General features: G+C 61.4%; 19 protein-coding genes. 5 read left to right on the top strand and 14 right to left on the bottom strand.

Going from position 1 to position 21,216, the window contains the following annotated elements:
• Window positions 1-48: 48 nt before the first annotated feature.
• From E4P32_RS01115 to E4P32_RS01065, 11 genes are all read right to left on the bottom strand, one after another.
• Complete coding sequence (locus tag E4P32_RS01115; protein WP_116433640.1) at window positions 49-1,083, bottom strand: extracellular solute-binding protein; 1,035 nt, start codon at window positions 1,081-1,083, stop codon at window positions 49-51.
• Between the two features lie 313 nt (window positions 1,084-1,396).
• Entirely contained in the window at window positions 1,397-1,627 is a 231-nt protein-coding gene (locus tag E4P32_RS01110) for a hypothetical protein (protein ID WP_116433641.1), read from the bottom strand.
• 186 nt (window positions 1,628-1,813) lie between these two features.
• Complete coding sequence (locus tag E4P32_RS01105) at window positions 1,814-3,160, bottom strand: TAXI family TRAP transporter solute-binding subunit (RefSeq protein ID WP_116433642.1); 1,347 nt, start codon at window positions 3,158-3,160, stop codon at window positions 1,814-1,816.
• A 28-nt stretch (window positions 3,161-3,188) separates the two neighbouring features.
• Window positions 3,189-3,632, bottom strand: a complete 444-nt coding sequence (gene cynS, locus E4P32_RS01100) for a cyanase (RefSeq protein WP_116433643.1) — start codon at window positions 3,630-3,632, stop codon at window positions 3,189-3,191.
• Window positions 3,633-3,674: 42 nt separating this feature from the next.
• A complete protein-coding gene (locus E4P32_RS01095; protein WP_116433644.1) occupies window positions 3,675-4,562 on the bottom strand; it encodes an ABC transporter ATP-binding protein in 888 nt (295 codons plus the stop codon).
• A gap of 16 nt (window positions 4,563-4,578) precedes the next feature.
• On the bottom strand, window positions 4,579-5,463 hold the full coding sequence (ntrB, locus tag E4P32_RS01090) for a nitrate ABC transporter permease (protein ID WP_116433645.1): 885 nt from the start codon (window positions 5,461-5,463) through the stop codon (window positions 4,579-4,581).
• Window positions 5,463-6,860, bottom strand: coding sequence for a CmpA/NrtA family ABC transporter substrate-binding protein (locus tag E4P32_RS01085; RefSeq protein ID WP_116433646.1), 1,398 nt, complete (start codon window positions 6,858-6,860; stop codon window positions 5,463-5,465). The genes ntrB and E4P32_RS01085 overlap by 1 nt, the downstream gene beginning before the upstream one ends.
• Before the next feature lie 141 nt (window positions 6,861-7,001).
• Window positions 7,002-7,646, bottom strand: a complete 645-nt coding sequence (locus tag E4P32_RS01080) for a response regulator transcription factor (RefSeq protein ID WP_116433647.1) — start codon at window positions 7,644-7,646, stop codon at window positions 7,002-7,004.
• 43 nt (window positions 7,647-7,689) lie between these two features.
• Window positions 7,690-8,871, bottom strand: a complete 1,182-nt coding sequence (locus E4P32_RS01075; protein ID WP_116433960.1) for a PAS domain S-box protein — start codon at window positions 8,869-8,871, stop codon at window positions 7,690-7,692.
• A gap of 190 nt (window positions 8,872-9,061) precedes the next feature.
• The gene (locus E4P32_RS01070; protein ID WP_116433648.1) at window positions 9,062-9,823 is read right to left on the bottom strand and encodes a glucose 1-dehydrogenase; all 762 of its coding nucleotides are present in this window, start codon (window positions 9,821-9,823) and stop codon (window positions 9,062-9,064) included.
• A gap of 156 nt (window positions 9,824-9,979) precedes the next feature.
• Window positions 9,980-10,699 (bottom strand): FadR/GntR family transcriptional regulator, encoded by a 720-nt coding sequence (locus tag E4P32_RS01065; protein ID WP_116433649.1) that lies wholly within the window; start codon window positions 10,697-10,699, stop codon window positions 9,980-9,982.
• A gap of 300 nt (window positions 10,700-10,999) precedes the next feature.
• Between E4P32_RS01065 and E4P32_RS01060 the strand changes: the two genes are divergently transcribed.
• Window positions 11,000-12,469, top strand: a complete 1,470-nt coding sequence (locus tag E4P32_RS01060) for an MATE family efflux transporter (protein WP_116433650.1) — start codon at window positions 11,000-11,002, stop codon at window positions 12,467-12,469.
• 14 nt (window positions 12,470-12,483) lie between these two features.
• On the opposite strand, the gene E4P32_RS01055 is transcribed toward E4P32_RS01060, so the two are convergent.
• Complete coding sequence (locus tag E4P32_RS01055) at window positions 12,484-13,455, bottom strand: aldo/keto reductase (RefSeq protein ID WP_116433651.1); 972 nt, start codon at window positions 13,453-13,455, stop codon at window positions 12,484-12,486.
• Window positions 13,456-13,610: 155 nt separating this feature from the next.
• Here E4P32_RS01055 and E4P32_RS01050 point away from each other — a divergent pair, with 155 nt between their 5' ends.
• Window positions 13,611-15,284 carry a Na+/H+ antiporter gene (locus E4P32_RS01050; RefSeq protein ID WP_116433652.1) on the top strand — a complete coding sequence of 558 codons (1,674 nt, stop codon included), beginning with the start codon at window positions 13,611-13,613 and terminating at the stop codon, window positions 15,282-15,284.
• A 72-nt stretch (window positions 15,285-15,356) separates the two neighbouring features.
• On the opposite strand, the gene acpA is transcribed toward E4P32_RS01050, so the two are convergent.
• Entirely contained in the window at window positions 15,357-16,985 is a 1,629-nt protein-coding gene (gene acpA / locus E4P32_RS01045; RefSeq protein WP_116433653.1) for an acid phosphatase, read from the bottom strand.
• Between the two features lie 152 nt (window positions 16,986-17,137).
• On the opposite strand from acpA, the gene E4P32_RS01040 reads away from it, so the two are divergent.
• A complete protein-coding gene (locus tag E4P32_RS01040; protein ID WP_116433654.1) occupies window positions 17,138-18,409 on the top strand; it encodes a cytochrome-c peroxidase in 1,272 nt (423 codons plus the stop codon).
• A gap of 84 nt (window positions 18,410-18,493) precedes the next feature.
• On the opposite strand, the gene E4P32_RS01035 is transcribed toward E4P32_RS01040, so the two are convergent.
• On the bottom strand, window positions 18,494-18,730 hold the full coding sequence (locus E4P32_RS01035; protein WP_116433655.1) for a hypothetical protein: 237 nt from the start codon (window positions 18,728-18,730) through the stop codon (window positions 18,494-18,496).
• Between the two features lie 527 nt (window positions 18,731-19,257).
• On the opposite strand from E4P32_RS01035, the gene E4P32_RS01030 reads away from it, so the two are divergent.
• Together E4P32_RS01030 and E4P32_RS01025 are read left to right on the top strand one after the other, a co-directional pair.
• Entirely contained in the window at window positions 19,258-20,259 is a 1,002-nt protein-coding gene (locus tag E4P32_RS01030; protein WP_116433656.1) for a helix-turn-helix transcriptional regulator, read from the top strand.
• Window positions 20,260-20,368: 109 nt separating this feature from the next.
• The gene (locus E4P32_RS01025) at window positions 20,369-21,130 is read left to right on the top strand and encodes an aldolase (RefSeq protein ID WP_116433657.1); all 762 of its coding nucleotides are present in this window, start codon (window positions 20,369-20,371) and stop codon (window positions 21,128-21,130) included.
• The last annotated feature ends 86 nt before the right edge of the window (window positions 21,131-21,216 follow it).

Raw genomic sequence — 21,216 nt, 5'->3', positions numbered from 1 at the left:
CGTCCGGTGCTTTTTTCATGCCCGCCGAAACAGACAATTACGCTCGCATCATTTGTAGCCGACGCGATCGAGGATCTGCAACACCTTCTGCTGGTTACGGCCGGTCGCTGCGACGTCAATCACTTCCGCCTTGAACGGCCCCAGCGTGTCGAGCGCGGCATTGCCGGTCTTCACGCTTTTGACTGCCGGCCACTCGTTGTTGCCTTCGGCGAAGTAACGCTGTGCATCATCGCTGGCCAGGTACTCCAGGAACTTGACAGCGTCAGCCTTGTGCGGGGCATTCTTCGCCACGCCGGCGCCGGCGATGTTGACGTGCGCGCCAAAGGTTTTCTGGTTCGGCCAGACCACGCCGAATTTGCTGACCACGGCGATGTCTTCCGGCTTGGTCGACTTCATCAGGCGCGCGACATAGTAGGAGTTGGAAATCGCCACGCCGCATTCACCGGAAGCAACCGCCTTGATCTGGTCGGTGTCGCCACCCACCGGGGAGCGCGCCATGTTGGCGACCATGCCCTTCAGGATGGCTTCGGTCTTGGCTTCGCCGACGTGCTCATACAGTGCGCCGAACAACGAGACGTTATAAGGATGCGCGCCCGAACGGGTGCACAGCTTGCCCTTGTTCTTGGGATCGGCCAGCGACTCATAGGTGTCGACGTCTTCCGGCTTCACGTTTTGCTTGTTGTAGACAATCACGCGAGCGCGTGTCGAGAAACCGAACCATTGCGAACCCTGGCCCTCATCCTTGCCGCGCAGATTGGCGGGAATGCGCGAATCCAGCACGCCGGATTTCACGGGTTGGAACAGGCCGTCGTTCTCGCCGCGCCACAGGCGGGCTGCGTCAACGAGCAGGATCACGTCCGCCGGGCTGGCAGTTCCCTCGCTTTTGAGACGGGCCAGAATGCCGGCATCATCGGCGTCGACACGGTTGATCTTGATGCCGGTGGCCTTGGTGAAATTGCCATACAAGGCTTCATCGGTCTGATAATGACGCGCGGAGTAAAGGTTGATCACCTTTTCCTGCGCAGACACGCCGATCGACGTGGTCGCCAACACCATACCTGCAACAAAAGTACGTAAAAACATGAACTTATCCCTTTATGCTGATTGATCAGTCTGCTTTCCGGCTGGACGCACGAAGTCCGAAAAACACAGGACAACGCGCATTTTCGCAACCGAAAAGACGACCGACTATAGCATAAATGAGAATAATTCCCGTTTTAAATTCAGCATTTTGTCAGTATTTAAAGCTTGAAAAGCCGATGACTGAAGACGCCTGCCAGCCTCGCAGCAAGGCTATGCCAGCCGACCGGCTCGCATTCACGGCATGATTCAAAACCCCGCTCGCGTGCGGCCAGGGCCGCCAGACGCTGCTGCATGGGCATCAACATCAGCATGCTCAGGCGCGCGCCTTCGACAGCACCACCAGCCAGCGGCGGAACAGCAGGATTTCCAGGTGGCCGGCTTGCAAGCCCGCGCTGCATTCGATTATTGGATTGACGCGGTAGCGGCGCACGTACGAGTCGCGGCAAACGAACATTTCGCGGCGGCCGAAGCGCAGGCTGAAAGACGAAGGGGAAGAAGATTCCAGACCAAAGCGAGCGCCTGAAGTGAGATCCAAGTGAGTCATGGCAGTGGTTCCTATCTCTGTTGAAGAGATTCCACTGTATCACAAACACTGTATAAATAAACAGTAGTTTTCGATCTCGTTGTTTTTTGAGCGATTTCGGAAGTTTTTCGATTTCGATCCGAACGCAACCCATTCTACCCTGTTCGGGCTCGAATGGGCCAAACCCGCTTATTCACTTTGCGCAGCCTACGCGCCGCTTTCAAGCCGGCTGCGCACAAACCCGATGTGTTCACGCAGCACGTAGAACTGATCGGCAAACGCCAGCGGCATCTTCATCCGATTGACCGATGCCTCGATCTCATCAAGCTGCTTGAGCATCAGCTCCTGCTCTTCCTTGGTGTGCTTGGTGACGCCGCGCTCCAGCGTGATCAGCACGCCATACCATTTATAGATGCGTGAACGGATGCGCCAGCCATACAGCAGCGGCACCAGCTTGACGCCGGGAATCAGCAGCAGAATGATCGGCAGCAGGATCACCATCGTGCGATCCACCAGGCTGGCCAGCCAGAACGGCAGCGTGCGGTAGAAGAAGCTCTTGCCCGACTTGTAATAGCGTGCGGCGTCGTCGCTGATCGGATACTCATGCGCCAGCGGCGCCGGGAATTCACCGGCCTTCTGCAGCACGCTGGCCTTGCCGTGCACTTCGCGCGCGGCTTCGATCAGCAGGTCGGACAAGGCCGGATGCAGGTCGTCGCGCGCAATCAGCTCGGCGGTCGGTGCGATCAGGCGGATCGTGTGGTCCGGCAGGTTGCGGCGGAAGTCGAATACGCCGGGCGGCAAGGTCAGCTCATTGAGATAGCTGAAGCGGCGCGTGTAAGCCGCGGCCTGCGAGAAGTCCAGCAAACGGATGCCGTTGGTGCGCAACAGCTTGCCCATGGTGGCCGGCGCCGCCGACTCGCCCATGAGGAAGGCGACGTCGATCTTGCCCTTGCTGAGCGCGTCCGCCGCCTCGTCGCCGCCCATGTCGATCAGTTTGGTCGCCCCACCCGGCTCGATCCCGCTGGCTTTCAGCAAGGTCAGCGCCAGCACGCGCGAGCCGCTGCCCTGCAGGCCGATGGCGATGCTTTTCCCGGTCAGTTCGGACAGCCGCGAGACTACCTTGTCATTACGATAGAACACCGACACCGGCGAATACGCCACGCTGCCCAGAGACACCAGGCTGTCGATATCGACGCTGTCGGCGATACCGCCCTGCACGAAGGCGACATCGACGTTGCTCTTGGGATCGACCAGCTTGTGCAGATTATCGAGTGATCCTTCCGATGCCACGATCTTCACCGTCACGCCGTCACGCGCGAGGATCTTCTTGTATTTCTCGGCGACGTTCCAGAAATTGCTGTGTTCCGGCCCGGTCGCGATGGTGATGGTTTTGGGCGGCGCCGGATGAATCAGCCAGATCGCCAGCCAGACGCCGACGATGATCAGCAGCACCATGGGCCCGAAACTGACGGCCAGGTCGCGCCACGAAATGGCGACGAAGCGCGCCTTCATGGCGCTGACGGAATGCTTGCGGGGGGCGGTAGTTTTTTCCATGCGGCTTATTCTACCGCCCACCACAGGTTTAATACGTTTTGTAAGGCAGGAACTTCCCGCTCAGCACCACATTGACGCGGTCGCCGGCGGGATCGGCCTGGCGCTGGATGTCCATCTTGAAGTCGATCGCGCTCATGATGCCGTCGCCGAACTCTTCGTGGATCAGTTCCTTGATGGTCGAGCCGTAGACGCTGACGATTTCATACCAGCGATAGATCAGCGGATCGGTCGGCACCGGTGTCGGCAGCGAGCCCTTGTACGGCACGATCTGCAACCACAGGGTCTCTTCGTCGCTCAGGCCGAACAGTTCCTGCGTGACGGCCGCCTGTTTGGCAGTCAGGGTCATCTGGCCGAGCATGGCGGCGGTCGTCCATTCCTTGCTCTGGCCGATGCTCTCGGCGATCTTGGACCAGGTCATCTTGTTCCTGACCTTGGCTTGAATGATTTTTTGGGTAACGAGGTTGCGGTCCATGAAGTTCTCCTTGCGATGAATGATAAAAATGATCGTGAAAAATCAAGCTACTGCTTGCGGGAAATTGTCGAGCGATTCCGGCGCATCCGGTGTGCCCTGCTCCAGCCCGGGCATCACGACGCGCGTCACGAGGTCTTCGGCGCCGGCTTCCTGGATGCGGCGCGAACGATGCACCAGGAAATCCACCAGATGATTGCGGATGCGATAGAACTGCGGATCGTGATGCATGGTTTCGCGTGTGCGCGTCTTGGGCATGGTGTTGACCACCACTTCGGCGATGCGCGCCCGCGGGCCGTTGGACATGAGGAAAATCTTGTCGGCCAGCAGGATCGCCTCGTCGACGTCGTGCGTGATCATGAATACGGTCTGGTGCGTGGCGCTGCAAATTTTCAGCAGCTCGTCCTGCACCACGCCGCGCGTCAGCGCATCGAGCGCACCGAACGGCTCATCCATCAGCAGCATTTTCGGCTCGATGGAAAACGCCCGCGCAATGCCGACGCGCTGCTTCATGCCGCCCGACAGTTCGGACGGCTTCTTGTGCTCCGAGCCCTTGAGGCCGACCATCTCGATGAAGCGGCGCGCATGCGCCTCGGCCTTATCGCGCGACCAGTCCGGCCAGCGCGAGCGCACCGCGAACACGACGTTGCCCAGCACGCTGAACCACGGCATCAGCGCGTGGCTTTGGAACACCACGCCGCGATCCAGGCTCGGCCCTTTGACCTCGCGCTGATCCATGATCACCACGCCGCCCGACGGCGCTTCGAGGCCGGCCAGCACATTCAGGATGGTGGTCTTGCCGCAGCCCGAGTGGCCGATGATGCAAACGAACTCGCCCTTGTCGATGCCGAACGAGACCTGGTCGAACACCGGCAGGCCGTCATCGGTATAACGCTTGTTGAGGTTCTCGACGGTGAGAAATGCTTTTTCCATATCGCTCCTGTTACGCCTATTCCGTGTAAGTCACGAGTTTTTGCAGCCGCGCAAAGAACAGGTCCAGCACCATGCCCGTCACGCCGATCACCAGGATCGCGAAGATCACGCTGGTCAGCGACAGGTTGTTCCATTCATTCCAGACGAAGTAGCCGATGCCGGTGCCGCCGACCAGCATCTCGGCCGCCACGATCACCAGCCAGGCAATCCCCATTGAAATGCGCATGCCGGTCAGGATGGTCGGCGCCGCCGCCGGCAAGATCACCAGGAAAGCCTTGCGCAGCGGCGTGACCTCCAGTGTCTTGGCGACGTTGAGCCAGTCGCGCCGCACCGACGCCACGCCGAAGGCGGTATTCATCAGCATCGGCCACACCGAGCAGATGAAGATCACGAAGATCCCCGAGATCGACGAATCCTTGATCGTGTACAAGGCCAGCGGCATCCACGCCAGCGGCGAGATCGGCTTGAGGATCTGGATGAAAGGGTTCAGCGCCCGCTGCATCAGCGGCGACATGCCCAGCAAGAATCCCAGCGGAATCGCCACCACCGCGGCAATCGCAAACCCGAGTCCGACCCGCGCCAGCGAATAGCCGAGCTGGATGCCGATGCCCTTGTCGTTGGGACCGTTGTCGTAGAACGGATTAGCGAGCTCCTTGCGCATGGTCTCGCCCATCTGCGCCAGCCCCGGGAAGCCGCTGGTCTTGACCGGCGAGCTGCTGCTCTTGCCCATCAGCTTGGCGTATTCATCGTCGGCTGCAGATGCTGAAGAAGTTGCCGCCGCCCGCGCGTTTTCAACGCTCTGCTTGGGCGCCGTCGCCAGATGCCACACCAGCAACAGGCAGCCGAACAGCGCCAGCGAAATCAGCCCGGCGCGCCAGCCCAGTTGAGCCGCCGGCTTCATCAGCCGGTCCTCTTGATGGCGAAGCTGTTGACATAGGCGTCGGCCTTGGCCGGGTCGAACTCCTTGCCCATGATCTTGTACTTGCGATAGGCGCCGTCGGGCACGGGCTGGCCAAGTTCCTTCATGTATTTCTTGGCATCGGTCAGCAGCAGCACACGCTCGGCGATGCCCTTGTAGTCGACTTCACCTTTAACGTAGCCCCAGCGCTTCATCTGGCTCAGGATCCACACCGCCATCGAATCCCACGGCACCGGATCGAAGTCGGCGCGACCCGGCACGTTCTTGACGTTACCCAGGCCATCGGCGAAGCGGCCGGTCAGCACCTGCTCGACCACGGTCTCGGGCTGATTCAGATACGCCGCCGGTGAAATCACCTTGGCCACCAGCGAACGGTTGGCCGGATCGCGCGCCATCGCGGCGGCGGTCAGCACGGCGCGGAACAGGGCCGCGAAGGTATTGGGGTTCTGCTTGACGAAATCTTCCGACATGCCGAAGGCGCAGCACGGGTGACCGTCCCAGATTTCCTTCGACAGGATATGGATGAAGCCGACTTCGTCATACACTGCGCGCTGGTTGAACGGATCAGGGCCGAGGAAGCCGTCGATGTTGCCGGCGCGCAGGTTGGCCACCATTTCCGGCGGCGGCGTGACGCGGATCTGGACGTCGCGGTCCGGATCGAGGCCGTTCTCGGCAAGGTAGTAGCGCAGCAGGAAGTTGTGCATCGAATACTCGAACGGCACCGCGAACTTGAAGCCCTTCCATTGTTTCGGATCGCGCTTGTCCTTGTGCTTGACGTGCAGCGTGATGGCCTGGCCGTTGATATTCTGGATCGTGGCGACGCGCATCTGTACCGGGTTGCTGCCCACGCCCATCGACATCGCCAGCGGCATCGGCGACAGGAAGTGCGAGGCGTCGTGCTCCTTGTTGATCATCTTGTCGCGGATCAGCGCCCAGCCGGCGGTCTTGTTGAGCGAGACGTTGAGACCCTGCTTCTTGTAGAAGCCGAGCGGGTCGGCCATGATCAGCGGCGCCGCGCAGGTGATGGCGATGAAGCCGATCTTGAGGTCCTTCTTTTCAATCGCGCCGTTCTTTTCCTGCGCCATGGCCTGCAAGGCGCCCAGCGGGAACATGCTGGCGATCGCCGCACGTGCGGTGTTGATGCCGACCGCGCGCAGGAAGTCGCGGCGTTGCTCCGCCTGCGGGAACAGCGCGCGCATCACCGATTCTTCCACCACGTCGTTGCCCAACTGCTCGGGGTCCTGTGCACGCATCTGCAACTGTCGTTGCTGTTCGTCGTCATGCGCCGTCTGGCTGGCATGCTTGCCGCAGGAACAACTGTTGCCGGCGCGCTCGGCGTCGTAGGTATGGAAGATGGTGCTGTCGATTTCTTTTGGCATGGATTCCCCCGATGGATGGATGAAGTAACGGCTGCTTTGTTACTCCACCCTGTGCAAGGGGCTTGCCAGCGTGCCTGGCAATGTCATCGACAGACGACGCCTTGTAGTGGAACGACTACAAGACGCTGTCAGAGCGACAACTTAAGCTGGTAGAAGCTGATGCCGCACGGCATACATCGCGATGCCGACGTCGTTGCTGGCGCCGGTCTTCTCGAGGATACGGCTGCGGTAAGTGCTGACCGTGTTCGGGCTCAGCGTGAGCTGGTCGGCGATTTCCTTGACGCTGCGCCCGGCGGCGATCAGCTGGAACACCTGGTATTCGCGATGCGACAGCGTCTCATGCGCGGCGCGCTGGGTGCTGGCCGCATGCGCATTGAGCTCGGCAGCCAGCGTCTCGGCCATGTGCGGGCTGACGTACACGCCGCCATCGGCCGCCTTGCGGATTGCCGCAACCAACTGCTCGGTGTCGGCGCTCTTGTTCAGATAACCGGCGGCGCCCAGGCGATGGCAACGCGCGGCGTATTGCTTCTCGGGATAAGTCGACAGCATCAGCACCGGCAGGCGCGGCATCTCCTGCTTGAGCTGGCGCAGCACGTCGAGGCCATCCTGCAGCGGGATGGCGATGTCCAGCAAGACCAGGTCGATCGCTTCCACGCGCGCCTTGCGCAGCACCTCGGGGCCGTCGGCGCACTCGGCCGCCACCTCGATGTCGGGCGTGTCGGCGAGGATCTGCTTGAGACCTTCGCGCACGATGCGGTGGTCGTCGCAGAGCAGGATGCGGATCATGGGTTTCCTTGTGGCTGCGTTTGTGTTGATTGTTGGCGCATCGTCATGCATCGTTCCTCAGCGGCAAAACCAGGCGCACGCGCGTGCCCGGATTGCGACTTTCAGGTGCAGCGCCTGCACCATCAACGGCGTTTTCAATAGTCAGTGCGCCAGCAAAGTGCAAGGCCCGCTCACGCATGCCCATCACGCCGTAGGACTTGGGATTCTCCAACGCCGTTGCCGGCACGCCGACGCCGTTGTCTTCCACTTCCATCAGCAAGGCATCCGGTGTCAGGTGTACGGCGATCTTCACCTGCGTTGCTTGCGAATGCTGTGCCACGTTGCTCAGCATTTCCTGGAAGATACGAAACGCCGCCGTCGCCAGCGTCCCCTGCGGCGCAAAAGCCTGCGGAGAAATGTCGAACTCGACGTCGCACGGCAGCTCGGTCGCTTCGGAGAATTCCTGCACCTGCCACTCCAGCGCCGCGATCAAACCTTGGTGATCAAGAATGCTCGGCCGCAGATCGGTGATGATGCGCCCGACGTTGTCTACCGCCGCCTCGATCAGCCGGTTCATGCTGGCGCACTTGCGCGCCACCGGCTCGCGGTCGGCAACCCGGCTGGCCATCCAGTTCACGTCCAGCTTCAGCGCCACCAACAGGCTGCCGAGCTCGTCATGAATCTCGCGCGCGATGCGCGTGCGTTCATCCTCGCGCACCGAATGCGCATGCGCCGACAGTTCGCGCACCTGCATCAGCGCCGCCGACAACTCACGCGTACGCTCGGCCACGCGCTGCTCCAGCTCCGCCTTGGCGCGCTGCAACTGCTCTTCGGCCAGACGCCGTTTGGAAATATCGCTGAACGTGATCACCGCCCCACGCACCTGGCCGCCGTCGATGATCTGGTAAGAAGAATATTCGGTGGCGAAATTGGTGCCATCGGCACGCCAGAACACTTCCTGATCGACCCGGCACGATTCGCCCTTGCGGAAGGCCTTCAGGATCGGACACTCTTCTTCCGGATAGTGTGCGCCGTGTTCATGGCTGTGGTGCACGAGCTCGTGCATGTTCTTGCCCAGCATCTGCTCGATCCGGTACCCGAGCATCTCCGCGCCGGCGCGATTGATGAAGGTGCAGCGGCCGTCGAGGTCGATGCCGTAGATGCCTTCGCCGGTGGAGTCCAGCAACAGGGTCAGCTTGTCGCGCAGCAGCGTCGCGTCGCTGGAACCGTGCATGACGGAATCCATGGCGCTGATCGGCTTTATTTCGGTAGGAGCGAACATGGACATTCCGGTTTATGCAGACAACAGGCCTAGTGCAAGCCTCATGCCAATACTTTCCGGAAACATCTTTCCCGATAAAAAAACGCCGCCTTGAGCTCTCGCTGAAGGCGGCGTTGGTGTCCCAGATTGACTCTTTATTGAGCCCGAGCCGGCGTCACGGCATGTACTGCCCACCATTCACATCAATGATCTGTCCCGTCACATATCCCGACAGCTCATCCGAAGCCAGATAGAGGAACGCGCCGTCGCATTCCGCCGGGTCGCCGATGCGGCCCATCGGGATGGTCTTGCGGAACGATTCCAGCTGCTCCGGCGTGGTGAAGCGTTCCTGGAACGGCGTCATGATCACGCCCGGCGCCACCGCGTTGACGCGGATGTTGTCCGGCTGCAGTTCTTTCGCCATACCGCGCGTGATGGTGCTGACGAAGCCTTTCGAGGCTGCGTAAATCAGCGCGCCGGGGCCGCCGCCGTGGCGTGCCGCCACCGAGGTGACGTTGATGATGTTGCCGCCGCCCTGCTTGCGCATGACCGGGATCACGGCGCGCGTGAACGCCACCACCGAACGCGCATTGATCTGCACGACTTCGTCGAACAGGTCGTCGCTGATCTTTTCCAGCGCTTCGCGCTTGACCAGGCTGCCGGCGTTGTTGATGAGGACGTCGATGCGGCCGAGCTGTTCGACCGCACTGGCGATTGCCTTGTCGATGGCTTTACTGTCGCGTACGTCGGCGCCGATCGTGATCGCCTTGGTGCCGCCCTTGCGGATCTCGGCAGCGACGGCTTCGGCTTCGGTTGCCGACTTGTTGTAGTGGACCACGACGTGGGCGCCCTTGGCGCCGAAGGCGCGTGCGGCGGAAGCGCCGATACCGGTGCTGGCGCCGCTGATGAAGACGACTTTACCTGCCAGATCTTGCATTGCTGTTCTCCTGAGAAAGTAAGCATGGCGTGAACCATAGGGGGAATCACGGTCCCGTTCGTTTCAATGTTTGTGTTCTTTGAAGGCCGGGGTATTTTTTTATTTTTCTGAGCAAATCGAAATCAACATCAATGACGGTGCAGATGACTGTACAAGTCAGTCATGCACCGATTCATCCTTGTTCTGCGCCGCGCCGCGATAAGCGTCGCGCACACGAATCAGATGGGTGCGCATGGCGTCGGAGGCCTGCTTCGGATCACGCGCTTTCAATGCGATGAGAATGTCGCGGTGATCCTGCAGGCTGCGTTCCAGCGTAGCCGGAATGCGCGAGGTAATGGTGCGGCTTTTCTTGCCTAGCATGTAGAGGCTGCCGGCGATGCTTTGCAGGAAAGGATTGTCGCAGGCCTCAATGATGGCTTCGTGGAACTCCACGTCGGCGGCGGCAAAAGCGGCCGGGTCGCTGAGCAGGCGCGCTTCGTCGTCGACGTTACGCGTCAGGCGCTCGAGTTCTTCTTCGGCCATGTGCGTCGCGGCCAGTGCGGCGACGCCGGTTTCGATGATCAGGCGCGCGTCGAACAGCGCTTCCAGCGTGCCGGCGTTGAGGTCGATGATCATTTCCAGCGGTTCGAGCAGTTCGCGCGTTTCGAGCTTGCCGACAAAGGTGCCTTCACCCTGGCGGATGCGCAGCAGGCCGAGCAGCGCCAGGCCGCGGATCGCTTCGCGCACGGCCGGACGACCGACGCCGAGCATGGCCGCCAGTTCACGCTCCGGCGGCAATTGCTGGCCGGGCTTGAGCAGGCCGCTGCGGATCATGGTGAGCAGGCGCTGTGCAACTTGCTCGGAAATGGATTTCTGGACGATGGGATCGAAGGACATGGAGTCTGCTTGGGTGCCTGTTATATGTTCTGGTCGCCGAAGGATGCGCATGGCGGTGCGGGCATGTGGTAAGACCTTTGGGTATGCAGAGAATAGGTGCGGGTCCGGGGCCTGTCAAGCGAGGACTTTCCGCAATGGTCAAACCTTTTTCATGTGTGCTCGACGAGGAATGTTGACGAGAAGGCAAGCCTGCATGCCGAGGCGCTTTGCTCCCCTTCCCTCCACTTACATGCCGATACAAATGCGAAGTGCGAACTGCGCTAGCATGAGACCTTTGTTTCACCAGCCATCTGCCACCCCATGTCCGCCCAACCTGCCCCGCGTTCTTCTTCGACATCCTCCCGCCCCGACCTGGTCAACGGACCCATCGCCACCACGCTGCTGATGTTCGCCTTGCCGGTACTCGGCAGCAACGTCCTGCAATCGCTGAACGCCTCGGTCAATGCAATCTGGGTCGGCCACTATCTCGGCGAGGCGGCGCTGACCGCGACCTCGAACGCCAACATCGTCCTGTTCTTCCTGCTCGGTGTGGTGTTCGGCATCAGCATGGCGACCACCATCCTGGTCGGGCAGGCGATCGGCGCGCGCGACATCGACCGCGCCAAGCGCGTGGTCGGCACCGGTGCAAGCTTCTTTGCGACGCTGTCGATCCTGGTGGCGATCGCCGGCTACATCTTCACGCCGCACATCCTCGCGCTGATGCAGACGCCGGCCGACGCCGCACCCTATGCGATTGCGTATCTGCGCATCATCTTCATCGCGCTGCCGATGATGTATTTCTATAACTTCATGATGATGACGCTGCGCGGCGCGGGCGACTCGCGCACGCCGTTCTATTTCATGCTGTTGTCGGTGGGACTGGATATCGCGCTCAATCCGCTGCTGATCTTCGGCCTTGGCCCGATCCCGCCGATGGGGATTGCCGGCTCGGCGCTGGCGACGCTGATCGCGCAGTCGGGCAGCCTGCTGCTGATGATCGCCTTCCTCTATCGCCGCAAGCACTTCCTGGCGTTGCACAGCAATGAGCTGAATTACCTGAAACCCGACCTGGCGATCCTGCGCGCGCTGGTGACCAAGGGCCTGCCGATGGGCTTGCAGATGCTGGTGATTTCATCGTCCGCACTGGTGATGATCAGCCTCGTCAACGGCTACGGCTCGCAGGTGACGGCCGGTTACGGCGTGACCTCGCAGTTGTGGACCTATGTGCAGATGCCGGCGCTGGCGCTGGGCGCGAGCGTGTCGTCAATGGCCGCACAGAATATCGGCGCCGGTCGCTGGGATCGCGTCACGCGCATCGCCACCATCGGCGTCGGCTACAACTTTCTGCTGACCGGCGCGCTGGTGGCCTTGCTGTATCTGTTCGATCATGCGGCGCTGGGCCTGTTCCTGCCGCATGAGGGCGAAGCCATGGGTGTGGCGCGCCACATCAACAATATCGTGGCGTGGTCCTTCGTGCTGTTCGGCGTGACGATGGTGCTGTTCGGCGTGGTGCGCTCGACCGGCGCGGTGATGGCGCCGCTGGTGATGCTGTTCATCGCGATCTGGCTGGTGCGCCTGCCGTTTGCGAAATGGTTGATCCCGACTTACGGCGCGGAGGCGATCTGGTGGAGCTTCCCGCTCGGCAGCGTGGTGCTGATCGTGCTGGCGGTCGCGTATTACCGCTACGGCGGCTGGCGCACAGCCCACATGCTGTCGGCGCAGCCACGCGGACTGGCGCCCGACACCGGCATGGCCACACCGGCCATGACGGCTGTCGACGACAAGATTTAGCTTAAAGGTTTAGCTTAAAGAGCGCTAGCCTGGTCCAGCTGCGCGATGGCAGCGGCATCCAGCGACAGGCGCGTTGCTGCTATCAGCGCATCCATTTGGTCCAGCGTGGTGGCGCTGGCGATCGGCGCGGAGATGCTCGGACGTGCAATCAGCCACGCCAAAGCCACGGCGGCAGGCGTGCTGTCGTAGCGTGCGGCAACGGCGTCGAGCGCATCAAGGATGCGCAGGCCGCGCGGATTCAGATAGCTTTGCGTCTTGCCGCCGCGCGTGCTCTTGCCGAGATCTTTTTCGGAGCGGTATTTGCCGCTGAGGAAACCGCTGGCGAGCGAGTAATAATTGATGACGCCGATTTTTTCCTTGAGGCAGTACTGCTCAAGATTGTTTTCGAAGTCGGCGCGCGAATACAGGTTGTATTCCGGTTGCAGCGTCTGGTACAGCGGGTAGCCGTGTTCGCGGCTGAGCGTGCGGGCTTCTTTCAGCCGGTCGACGCCGAAGTTGGACGCGCCGATCAACCGCACCTTGCCTTGCTGAACCAGCTCGCCGTAGGTGTGCAGGGTTTCTTCCTGCGGCGTGTTCTTGTCGTCGGTGTGCGACTGGTAGAGATCGATGTAGTCGGTTTGCAAACGCGTCAGCGAGTCTTCCACCGCACGCCTGATGTAGGCCGGCGACAGGCCGATCTTGCCGTCCCCCATGTCCATGCCGACCTTGGTGGCGATGACCAGCTTGTCGCGCTTGCCGCTTTGCTTGATCCACTTGCCGATGATGGTTTCGGATTCGCCGCCCTTGTTGCCGTTGGCCCAGCGCGAATAGACGTCGGCGGTGTCGACCAGGTTGAGGCCGGCATCGACGAATTTGTCGAGCAGGGAAAACGATGTTGCTTCGTCGGCCGTCCAGCCGAACACATTGCCGCCAAATGCCAACGGCGCGACTTCAATGGCGGAGTTGCCGAGTTTGCGATGTTGCAGTTGATTGCCGTTCTTGCTCATTCATGTACTCCATGTCACCGGGGAACAATGATTCTATGCCTGATCCGTTTTTGCTGCCGGAGGCCGCCCAGGCTCTATACTTACAACTTGTCAGGTCCTGATTTTCAGTCGCGATCTCCGCTTCAATCCCGTACGATTCTTCTGTTCTCTCTCCGATGGAAATTGTTTTCACCGTTCTGATCCTGCTGCTGGCCGTCGCCGTCTCCGGCGTAGCAGCGCGCCTGGTCCCGTTCAAAATCCCGCTGCCGCTGTTCCAGATCGGCCTCGGCGCCGTGCTGGCGCTGCCGCTGTTCGGCCTGCGCATCAGCTTTGACCCTGAGTTGTTCCTGCTGTTGTTCATCCCGCCGCTGCTGTTTACCGACGGCTGGCGCATGCCCAAGCGCGAGTTCTTCCGGCTGGCGCAACCGATCCTGGCGCTGGCGCTCGGCCTGGTGCTGTTCACCGTAGTCGGAGTCGGCTACTTCATCCACTGGATGATCCCGGCCATCGCGCTGCCGTCCGCATTTGCGCTGGCGGCGGTGCTGTCGCCGACCGATGCCGTCGCGGTATCGTCCATCATCGGCAAGCGCCGGCTGCCGTCCACCATGCAGCACGTGCTCGAAGGCGAGGCGCTGATGAACGACGCCTCCGGCCTGGTGGCGTTCAAATTCGCCATCATCGCGGTGCTGTCGGGCACCTTCTCGTTGCTCGACGCCGGCATCAGCTTCACGCTGATCGCCATCGGCGGCATCGCGGTCGGACTGATCGTGGCCTGGGGCTTCGGCCTGATCCGCCGCAAGATCATTGAATGGAGCGGCGACGAGCCCGGCATCCAGGTCGTGCTGCTGTTGCTGATTCCGTTTTCGGCCTACATCTTCGCCGAACACTTCGGCCTGTCCGGCATCCTGTCGGCGGTCGCCGCCGGCATGCTGATGCCTTACATCGACACCGCCGGTGCCGAATCGGCCGCCACGCGCATGCAGAGCCAGAGCATGCTGACGATGCTGGAGTTCGTCTTCAACGGCATGTCCTTCATCCTGCTGGGCCTGCAATTGCCGGCCATCGTCAGCCTCGCGCATCTCGACGCCCAGGTCGCCGGCAACGTGCCGGTGTGGCATCTGTTCGCCTACATCATCGCGATCACAGTGGCGCTGATCACGCTGCGCTTCTTCTGGGTCTGGTTCAACCTGCGCCTGCGCCGCTTCTCCAACGCGGTGCGCGGCCAGCGTGCCAGACAACGCTATTTCGACGTGCGCCTGATCAGCATCACGTCGCTGGCCGGCGTGCGCGGTGCGATCACGCTTGCGGGCGTGATGTCGATTCCGCTGCTGATGCCCAACGGCCATGCCTTCCCGGCGCGCGACCTGCTGATATTCCTGGCCACCGGGGTGATCGTGTGCTCCCTGCTGGCCGGCAGCTTTTTACTGCCTTGGTTGCTCAGGGGTCTGAAGCTGGATGCCGACAACGAACGCCGCCGCACGGAAGAAACCATGGCGCGCCTGCGCGTTTCGGAAGCGGCCGTACGCTGCATCGAGGAAGCGCAGGAGCGCCTGGGCGCCGACATGGACCAGGAAGAACTTGCCCTGTTAACCGAAGTCAGCGGCCGCCTGCTGGCGACATACCGCATGCGCATGGACGCCGAAAGCGGCACCGAAGAAACCCACCGCACCGCCAATCGCGTCAAGCACTTCGAACGTGAACTGCGACTCGAAGCGATCCGCGCCGAACGCCGCGAAGTCCATCACCTGCGTGCCGAGCAGCAGATCAACGACGAGACCTTCATCGCGCTGATCAATCAGATCGATCTGGCGGAAACCTGGCTGATGGGTTCGCTCAACGCAGCGCATTGAACGATGACATGAAAAAAACGGCGTCACGCAGATTGCGATGACGCCGTTTTCTTTTGTAGCCGGGCGAAAGACTTAGTTCGCTTGCGACGCCAGTGCGTTGCTCAGGTCGCCGATCGGCGTACCGCCGTTGGCCTGGATCGCCTTGTCGCGCAGCGCGATGCCGTCGAGTACCGGCAGCGACCAGCGCCGCGTGATGAAGCGCAGCACCGAGCTGGTGTCGTACAGGCTGTTGTCGACATAGCCCTTCTTCGCATACGGCGACACGATGATCGCCGGTATGCGTGTGCCCGGGCCCCACTTGTCGGCCTTCGGCGGCGCGGCGTGATCCCAGAAACCACCGTTTTCGTCATAGGTGACGACAATCAGCATGTGCTTCCATTGCGGGCTCTGGCGCAGCTTGTTGACCACATCGGCAATGTGCGCATCGCCCGACGCGACGTCGGCATAACCGGCGTGCTGGTTCAGGTTGCCCTGCGGCTTGTAGAACGACACGGCCGGCAGCTTGCCGGCCGCCGCATCCTGCAGGAAGCTGGCGTCGAAGTCCTTCAGATGTTCAGCACGGTAAGCGGCGTTCTTCACCGGATCCATGTTGGCGAAATAATTGAACGGCTGGTGATGGAACTGGAAGTTCGGCGTCGGCGACGGGAACTTGCGGTCGCTCTGCGCCACCTTCAGCGTGGAGTTCCAGGCGCCGGCATACCAGGCCCAGCTGACGCCCTTGCCGCTCAGCAGGTCGCCGATGTTCTTTTGCGTTTGCGGCGGCAGCGTCGAGGCGCTGTTCGGATCGGCATAGAGCTTGGCGGCGTCGCTTGCGGGTGCGGCGACATTGCTCGGCTGATACGCCGGCTGCATGGTGTTGATGGCGTAGTACATGCCCTTGTCGTCAGGCGGTGTCAGCGTGCCGTCGTTGGCGTATTTGGGTGCGCCGCCGAGTACCGATTTAGGCGTGCTGGCTGCGGGCGTGAGGCGCACGAAATTGCCTTGCGCGTCGAACTCGACCTTGGAGATGCCGCCCTTGGCAGGCGACTTGTCGGCATTCGGATATTGCGGGGTGCAGGCGCAGATCAGGTATTGATGATTCTGGAACGAGCCGCCGAAGGAACCCATGAAGAAGTTGTCGGCCAGCGTGTACTCTTTCGCCAGCTGCCACATCGCCATGTTGCTACCGTCGTAGTAGCCCATCGACAAACCGCCGGCGTCGGAATACGTGGCGAATCGGTCATTCCGGCCGCCGTTGATCTGCATCTGGTTATTGTAGAAACGATGCACCAGGTCGCGCGTGACGACGCTGGCTTCCAGCGCCACGCCATCCTTGCCGTCGATCTGGAATGGCTTGTTCGGCATGCCGGCCGACTGCGCCTGCGTGATCACCTTGCTCTGACCTGCGGCGGTCATGCCGCCCCAGGTCGGCGGCAGCACCGGCAGCACGGCGCCGTCGACATCGACTTGCGGCAGATACGCGCCTTTCGACGATGGGTTCACGCCGGGGACGCCATTGGCGCCCGGGAACAGACCGTACAGCGTATCGAAGCCGCGGTTCTCGGCGTAGATCACGACCACAGTGTCGATACTGCGCACGGCGGCGTCGTCACCGGCGATGTTGGCGTTGCCGCCGCATGCCGAGAGTCCTGCTGCAATGGCAACGGCTAAAAGCGACAAACGCATTGGCTGGCTGAAAGACTGGCTAATTTTTGCTCGCATGGATATTCTCTTTTTATTGACTCGGGAAGGATGAGGCAGGATACAACCGACAGGAGCACGATGCTAGCCGAAAAATATAACTACAGAATGACATTGCAGCGCAGCGTCCGCTTCTTCATCGACAAGTCACAGAGTTTTGCTATCCTGCGCGCATGAAAGCCACCCCCATCCTCGCCGCGCTGGCGGCACTCGCCTTTGTTGCGCTGCGATTCGACAGCCAGTCCCCCGCCGTTGCGGCTTCCGGCGGCACTGCTACTGCCACTGCTCCCGCCTACACCGGCGCAGCCTATGCGCCGCAGCCGGGCCGCCGTCCCAGCGTGGAAGAAATGACCGCACTCGGCCGCACCATGTTTTTCGATCCGTCGCTGTCAGGTTCCGGTCAGCAATCGTGCGCAACTTGCCACAGTCCCGACCACGCATTCGGTCCGCCCAACAACTTGTCGGTGCAGCTCGGCGGCAAGGACATGAAAACCGCCGGCACGCGTGCGGTGCCTTCGCTGCGCTATCTGCAAAACGTGCCGCCGTTCAGCGAGCACTTCCACGATGACGACGGCGACGACAGCATCGACGCCGGTCCGACCGGCGGACGCACCTGGGACGGCCGCGCCGATTCGGCGCACGACCAGGCGCGCATCCCCTTGCTGTCGCCGCACGAAATGGCCAACGCCTCGCCCGCCGAAGTGGTGGCCAAGCTCAGGCGCGCTCCTTACGCCGCACAATTCCGCGCAACTTTCGGCGAGATGATTTTCGATGACGGTGCGCGCGCCTTCGAGGCGGCGCTGATGGCGCTGGAAGTATTCCAGGAAAGCCCGGCTGACTTCTATCCTTACACCAGCAAATACGACGCCTACCTGCGCAAGCAGACGTCGCTGAACGCGCAGGAGTTGCGCGGACTGGAATTGTTCAACGAGCCGACCAAGGGCAATTGCGCGTCCTGCCACATCAGCGAGATCCTGCCCAACGGCGCGTTCCCGCAGTTCACCGATTACGGCCTGATCGCCGTGGGCGTGCCGCGCAACAAGAAGATTGCGGCCAACAAGGATCCGCGCTATTACGACTTCGGCCTGTGCGGCCCGGAGCGCACCGACTTCAAGGACAACCCGGAGTATTGCGGCCTGTTCAAGACGCCGACCTTGCGCAACGTCGCGCTGCGCGGCAGCTTCTTCCACAATGGCGTGTTCCACACGCTGCAAGAAGTCATGGAGTTCTACGTTCAGCGCGATACCAATCCGGAGAAGTGGTACCCACGCAATCGCGACGGCAGCATCCGCAAGTTCGACGACCTGTTGCCCGCGCATTTCCCGAATGTGAATGTGGAAGCGCCGTTCGACCGCCAGCCCGGCGACAAGCCGGCGCTCAGCGATGCGGAGATCAAGGATGTGATTGCGTTTCTGAAGACGCTGACGGACGGCTACAAGCCGTAGCAATCAATGCAGTGCACGGCAAACGCATTGCACGTTAACGACAAAAACCCGCCGCGGCGGGTTCTTTACTGCAGCTGAAAACAATCAGGCAGTCGTGCTGACGGTAGTACCGATGACTTCGCCGTTGGAATTGCGCGAGGCCTGACGCGCTTGCGCCTGACGGGTTTCTTCCGCACGCTGTTCCTCGATCCGGCGCTGCGCGTTTTCCGCATCCTGACGCGCCTGCGCACGACGCGCTTCGTCTAGGTTGTTCACCGATGGGCCGGTGTCGGGAGAGCTGGAAACGGCGCCAGGCGAACTGGCAGTAATTGCGACGTCCATATTGACCACCTTTCAAACCAGATTTCAAAGCCGCCCGGCGTCTTGGAAAGCGCGGACAGGACTTCATCTTACACCTTTGAAGCGAGACGCCAAGTCGCTCAAGAGAATTGGTTACAAACCCGGATTGCCCGATTGGCAACGGATTGCGGCTGCCCTGCCGCCTCTTTCGAGGCTCAATTTTGACACCCGCAAGGAGACAGCTCCAGGCGTCTCGCCTCAAAGCCCGACGACACAAGGGTATTCCTGCGTGGAAATTGATATTTAGTCATGTCACCGTCCGCAATGAAGCGTGATGCCAGCCACGAAAAGCCTTCTTTCCATTGCGGCAACATCAGGAAAAATCTGAGGGCCGCGCTACAACATGCTTGCCTGTGCGCGTCATTTCCACGTTGGATTCTTGCTTGTGTGCGCCGACGATGAAGGCACTGGAACCCGCTTGCAACGTCGCTTGTTTACGCATGTTTCAAGCACAGAAATTGCTTGTATGATGAGACCGCCATCCGCCCAAGCACCAAGGAGATTCCTCCATGTCCACGTCCCTGATTTCCGGCCTGCCCTACATGCCGTCGCTGCATCCGGTCAATGCCTATTCGATGCATCACCTGAAATACGCGCTGGATGATCTGGTCTCTCCCGGCGACATTCGCACTGATTGCACAGATTCAGCCTTGCCCGGCACGCTGTCGGCCTGTCGCCTGGTCGGTGGCGGCGTGATGGTGATCGCTGCCTTGCCGGCCGGCTGCACCGTGCGCCATGAGTGGGAGCATGTCGCCGCGCTGGAATCCAACGACGTGCTGGCCAGCATCGTCCTCGAAGGCAGCGGGCGTGTGTCGCAGAACGGTGTGGATCTCGACTTCAATACGGGCGACGTGTTCTATCGCAAGGCGCGCATGCCGTCGACGGTGCAGAACACGACGGCTTGTCGCTTCGTGCTGCTGCGATTTTCCTTCAGCCGCTTCAACGGCGCCCATACCAGCCGCTTCGAACGCTTCATGCCGACGCTGGCGCGACGCGATTCGCCCTTGCGCAGCACGCTCTGGCACTACGCGCACGAAGTGCTGCCGGCGCTGGCCGGAGATCAATCGACCAGCACCATTTATCACGCCGAGCAGGCTTTCGTGTCGCTGCTATCGGCCGCCTACGCCGAGTCGCAACACGCCGCGCCAGAGGCCCTGCCCGCTCCGGCCCGACAAGAGATGCGCTGGGATACCCTGATCAGCACGCTCGACGCCATGTTGTGCGAGCCGGACCTGAGCGTCACGCAACTGTCCCAGGCGCTCGGCATTTCTCCGCGGCTGGTGCATCGATTGTTCGCCAGCCATGGCCATCGCTACAGCAATTACCTGCTGGAGCGGCGGCTGGAGCGCGCCCACGCCGACCTGTGCAACCAGGCCTGCAGCAAGCTGTCGGTGTCGGATATCGGCTTCCGGGTCGGCTTCAACAATGCCAGCCATTTCAGCCGCAGCTTCCGCCATCGCTACGGTGTGCCGCCGTCGGCGTTGCGCAGTGCAGCACCGGTTCAGGCCTGATCCGCAACACATTCAGCGGCGCGTGCAGACATGCCGTTGTGCGCACAGGTGTCAGTCGTAAAGGGGCGACGCGTCTAATCTTGTCTCACTTTATTAAAGGGAGAAGACAATGATTGACTCAGCCAAGGAAGATGTTTCCAGCCAGGCGTTGCGCCGCATGTCGGGCGCGCTTGATTACGGCAACTGGACGCCGCGCGAAAAGATTGCACTGTCCTGCAACATCCTCGCCGCCGAGGGTCACTCGGAAACCCTGGCCGGCCAGATCACGCTGCGCCAGCCCGACGGCACCTTCCTCACAACACCATTGGCGCAAGGCTTCGACGAACTCGACGCCGACGCGGTGATCCGCATCAATGACAAGCTGGAGGTACTGGAAGGCAAAGGCGTGCCCAACCCGGCGATCCGCTTCCATCTGTGGGTGTATGCGCGCCGCAGCGACGTCAACTGCATCATCCACACGCATCCGCAATATGTCTCCACACTGAGCATGACCGGCCAGCCGCTGGTGGTGGCGCACATGGACGCCACGCCGTTCCACGACGACTGCGCGTTCCTCGCAGAATGGCCTGGCCTGCCGATTGCCGACCAGGAAGGCGAAATCATTTCCGCCGCGCTGGGCGACAAGCGCACCATCCTGCTGGTCAATCACGGTTTCCTGGCGGCCACGTCCAGCGTGGAAGAAAGCCTGTACCTGTCGGTGCTGATCGAACGCGCCGCGCGCAACCAGCTGCAGGCGATGGCCGCCTACGGCACGCTCAAGGAGCTTGATCCGGCGCTGGCCAAGGAGTCGCACGACTTCCTGCTGTCGCCCAGCATCGTCAAGGCCAGCTTCGCGATGTTCGCGCGCCGCGTGCTGCGGCAACGCGGCTGACCGAGCCTGATCGCGTCAGTCACATCCTCCAGAATTCCGCTCAGATTCAGCTTAGATTCAGCTCAGATTCATCTAAACCGGGAGCC

The organism is Herbaspirillum sp. 3R11 (assembly GCF_004563925.1).
Classification (GTDB): Bacteria; Pseudomonadota; Gammaproteobacteria; order Burkholderiales; family Burkholderiaceae_D; genus Herbaspirillum.
This window is presented reverse-complemented; position numbering and strand designations above follow the sequence as displayed.

Excerpts from the sequence above, each read along its gene's own strand:
- E4P32_RS01115 (WP_116433640.1), bottom strand. The coding sequence starts at position 1,083 with ATGTTTTTACGTACTTTTGTTGCAGGTATGGTGTTGGCGACCACGTCG.
- E4P32_RS01110 (WP_116433641.1), bottom strand. The coding sequence starts at position 1,627 with ATGACTCACTTGGATCTCACTTCAGGCGCTCGCTTTGGTCTGGAATCT.
- E4P32_RS01105 (WP_116433642.1), bottom strand. The coding sequence starts at position 3,160 with ATGGAAAAAACTACCGCCCCCCGCAAGCATTCCGTCAGCGCCATGAAG.
- cynS (WP_116433643.1), bottom strand. The coding sequence starts at position 3,632 with ATGGACCGCAACCTCGTTACCCAAAAAATCATTCAAGCCAAGGTCAGG.
- E4P32_RS01095 (WP_116433644.1), bottom strand. The coding sequence starts at position 4,562 with ATGGAAAAAGCATTTCTCACCGTCGAGAACCTCAACAAGCGTTATACC.
- ntrB (WP_116433645.1), bottom strand. The coding sequence starts at position 5,463 with ATGAAGCCGGCGGCTCAACTGGGCTGGCGCGCCGGGCTGATTTCGCTG.
- E4P32_RS01085 (WP_116433646.1), bottom strand. The coding sequence starts at position 6,860 with ATGCCAAAAGAAATCGACAGCACCATCTTCCATACCTACGACGCCGAG.
- E4P32_RS01080 (WP_116433647.1), bottom strand. The coding sequence starts at position 7,646 with ATGATCCGCATCCTGCTCTGCGACGACCACCGCATCGTGCGCGAAGGT.
- E4P32_RS01075 (WP_116433960.1), bottom strand. The coding sequence starts at position 8,871 with ATGGATTCCGTCATGCACGGTTCCAGCGACGCGACGCTGCTGCGCGAC.
- E4P32_RS01070 (WP_116433648.1), bottom strand. The coding sequence starts at position 9,823 with ATGCAAGATCTGGCAGGTAAAGTCGTCTTCATCAGCGGCGCCAGCACC.
- E4P32_RS01065 (WP_116433649.1), bottom strand. The coding sequence starts at position 10,699 with ATGTCCTTCGATCCCATCGTCCAGAAATCCATTTCCGAGCAAGTTGCA.
- E4P32_RS01060 (WP_116433650.1), top strand. The coding sequence starts at position 11,000 with ATGTCCGCCCAACCTGCCCCGCGTTCTTCTTCGACATCCTCCCGCCCC.
- E4P32_RS01055 (WP_116433651.1), bottom strand. The coding sequence starts at position 13,455 with ATGAGCAAGAACGGCAATCAACTGCAACATCGCAAACTCGGCAACTCC.
- E4P32_RS01050 (WP_116433652.1), top strand. The coding sequence starts at position 13,611 with ATGGAAATTGTTTTCACCGTTCTGATCCTGCTGCTGGCCGTCGCCGTC.
- acpA (WP_116433653.1), bottom strand. The coding sequence starts at position 16,985 with ATGCGAGCAAAAATTAGCCAGTCTTTCAGCCAGCCAATGCGTTTGTCG.
- E4P32_RS01040 (WP_116433654.1), top strand. The coding sequence starts at position 17,138 with ATGAAAGCCACCCCCATCCTCGCCGCGCTGGCGGCACTCGCCTTTGTT.
- E4P32_RS01035 (WP_116433655.1), bottom strand. The coding sequence starts at position 18,730 with ATGGACGTCGCAATTACTGCCAGTTCGCCTGGCGCCGTTTCCAGCTCT.
- E4P32_RS01030 (WP_116433656.1), top strand. The coding sequence starts at position 19,258 with ATGTCCACGTCCCTGATTTCCGGCCTGCCCTACATGCCGTCGCTGCAT.
- E4P32_RS01025 (WP_116433657.1), top strand. The coding sequence starts at position 20,369 with ATGATTGACTCAGCCAAGGAAGATGTTTCCAGCCAGGCGTTGCGCCGC.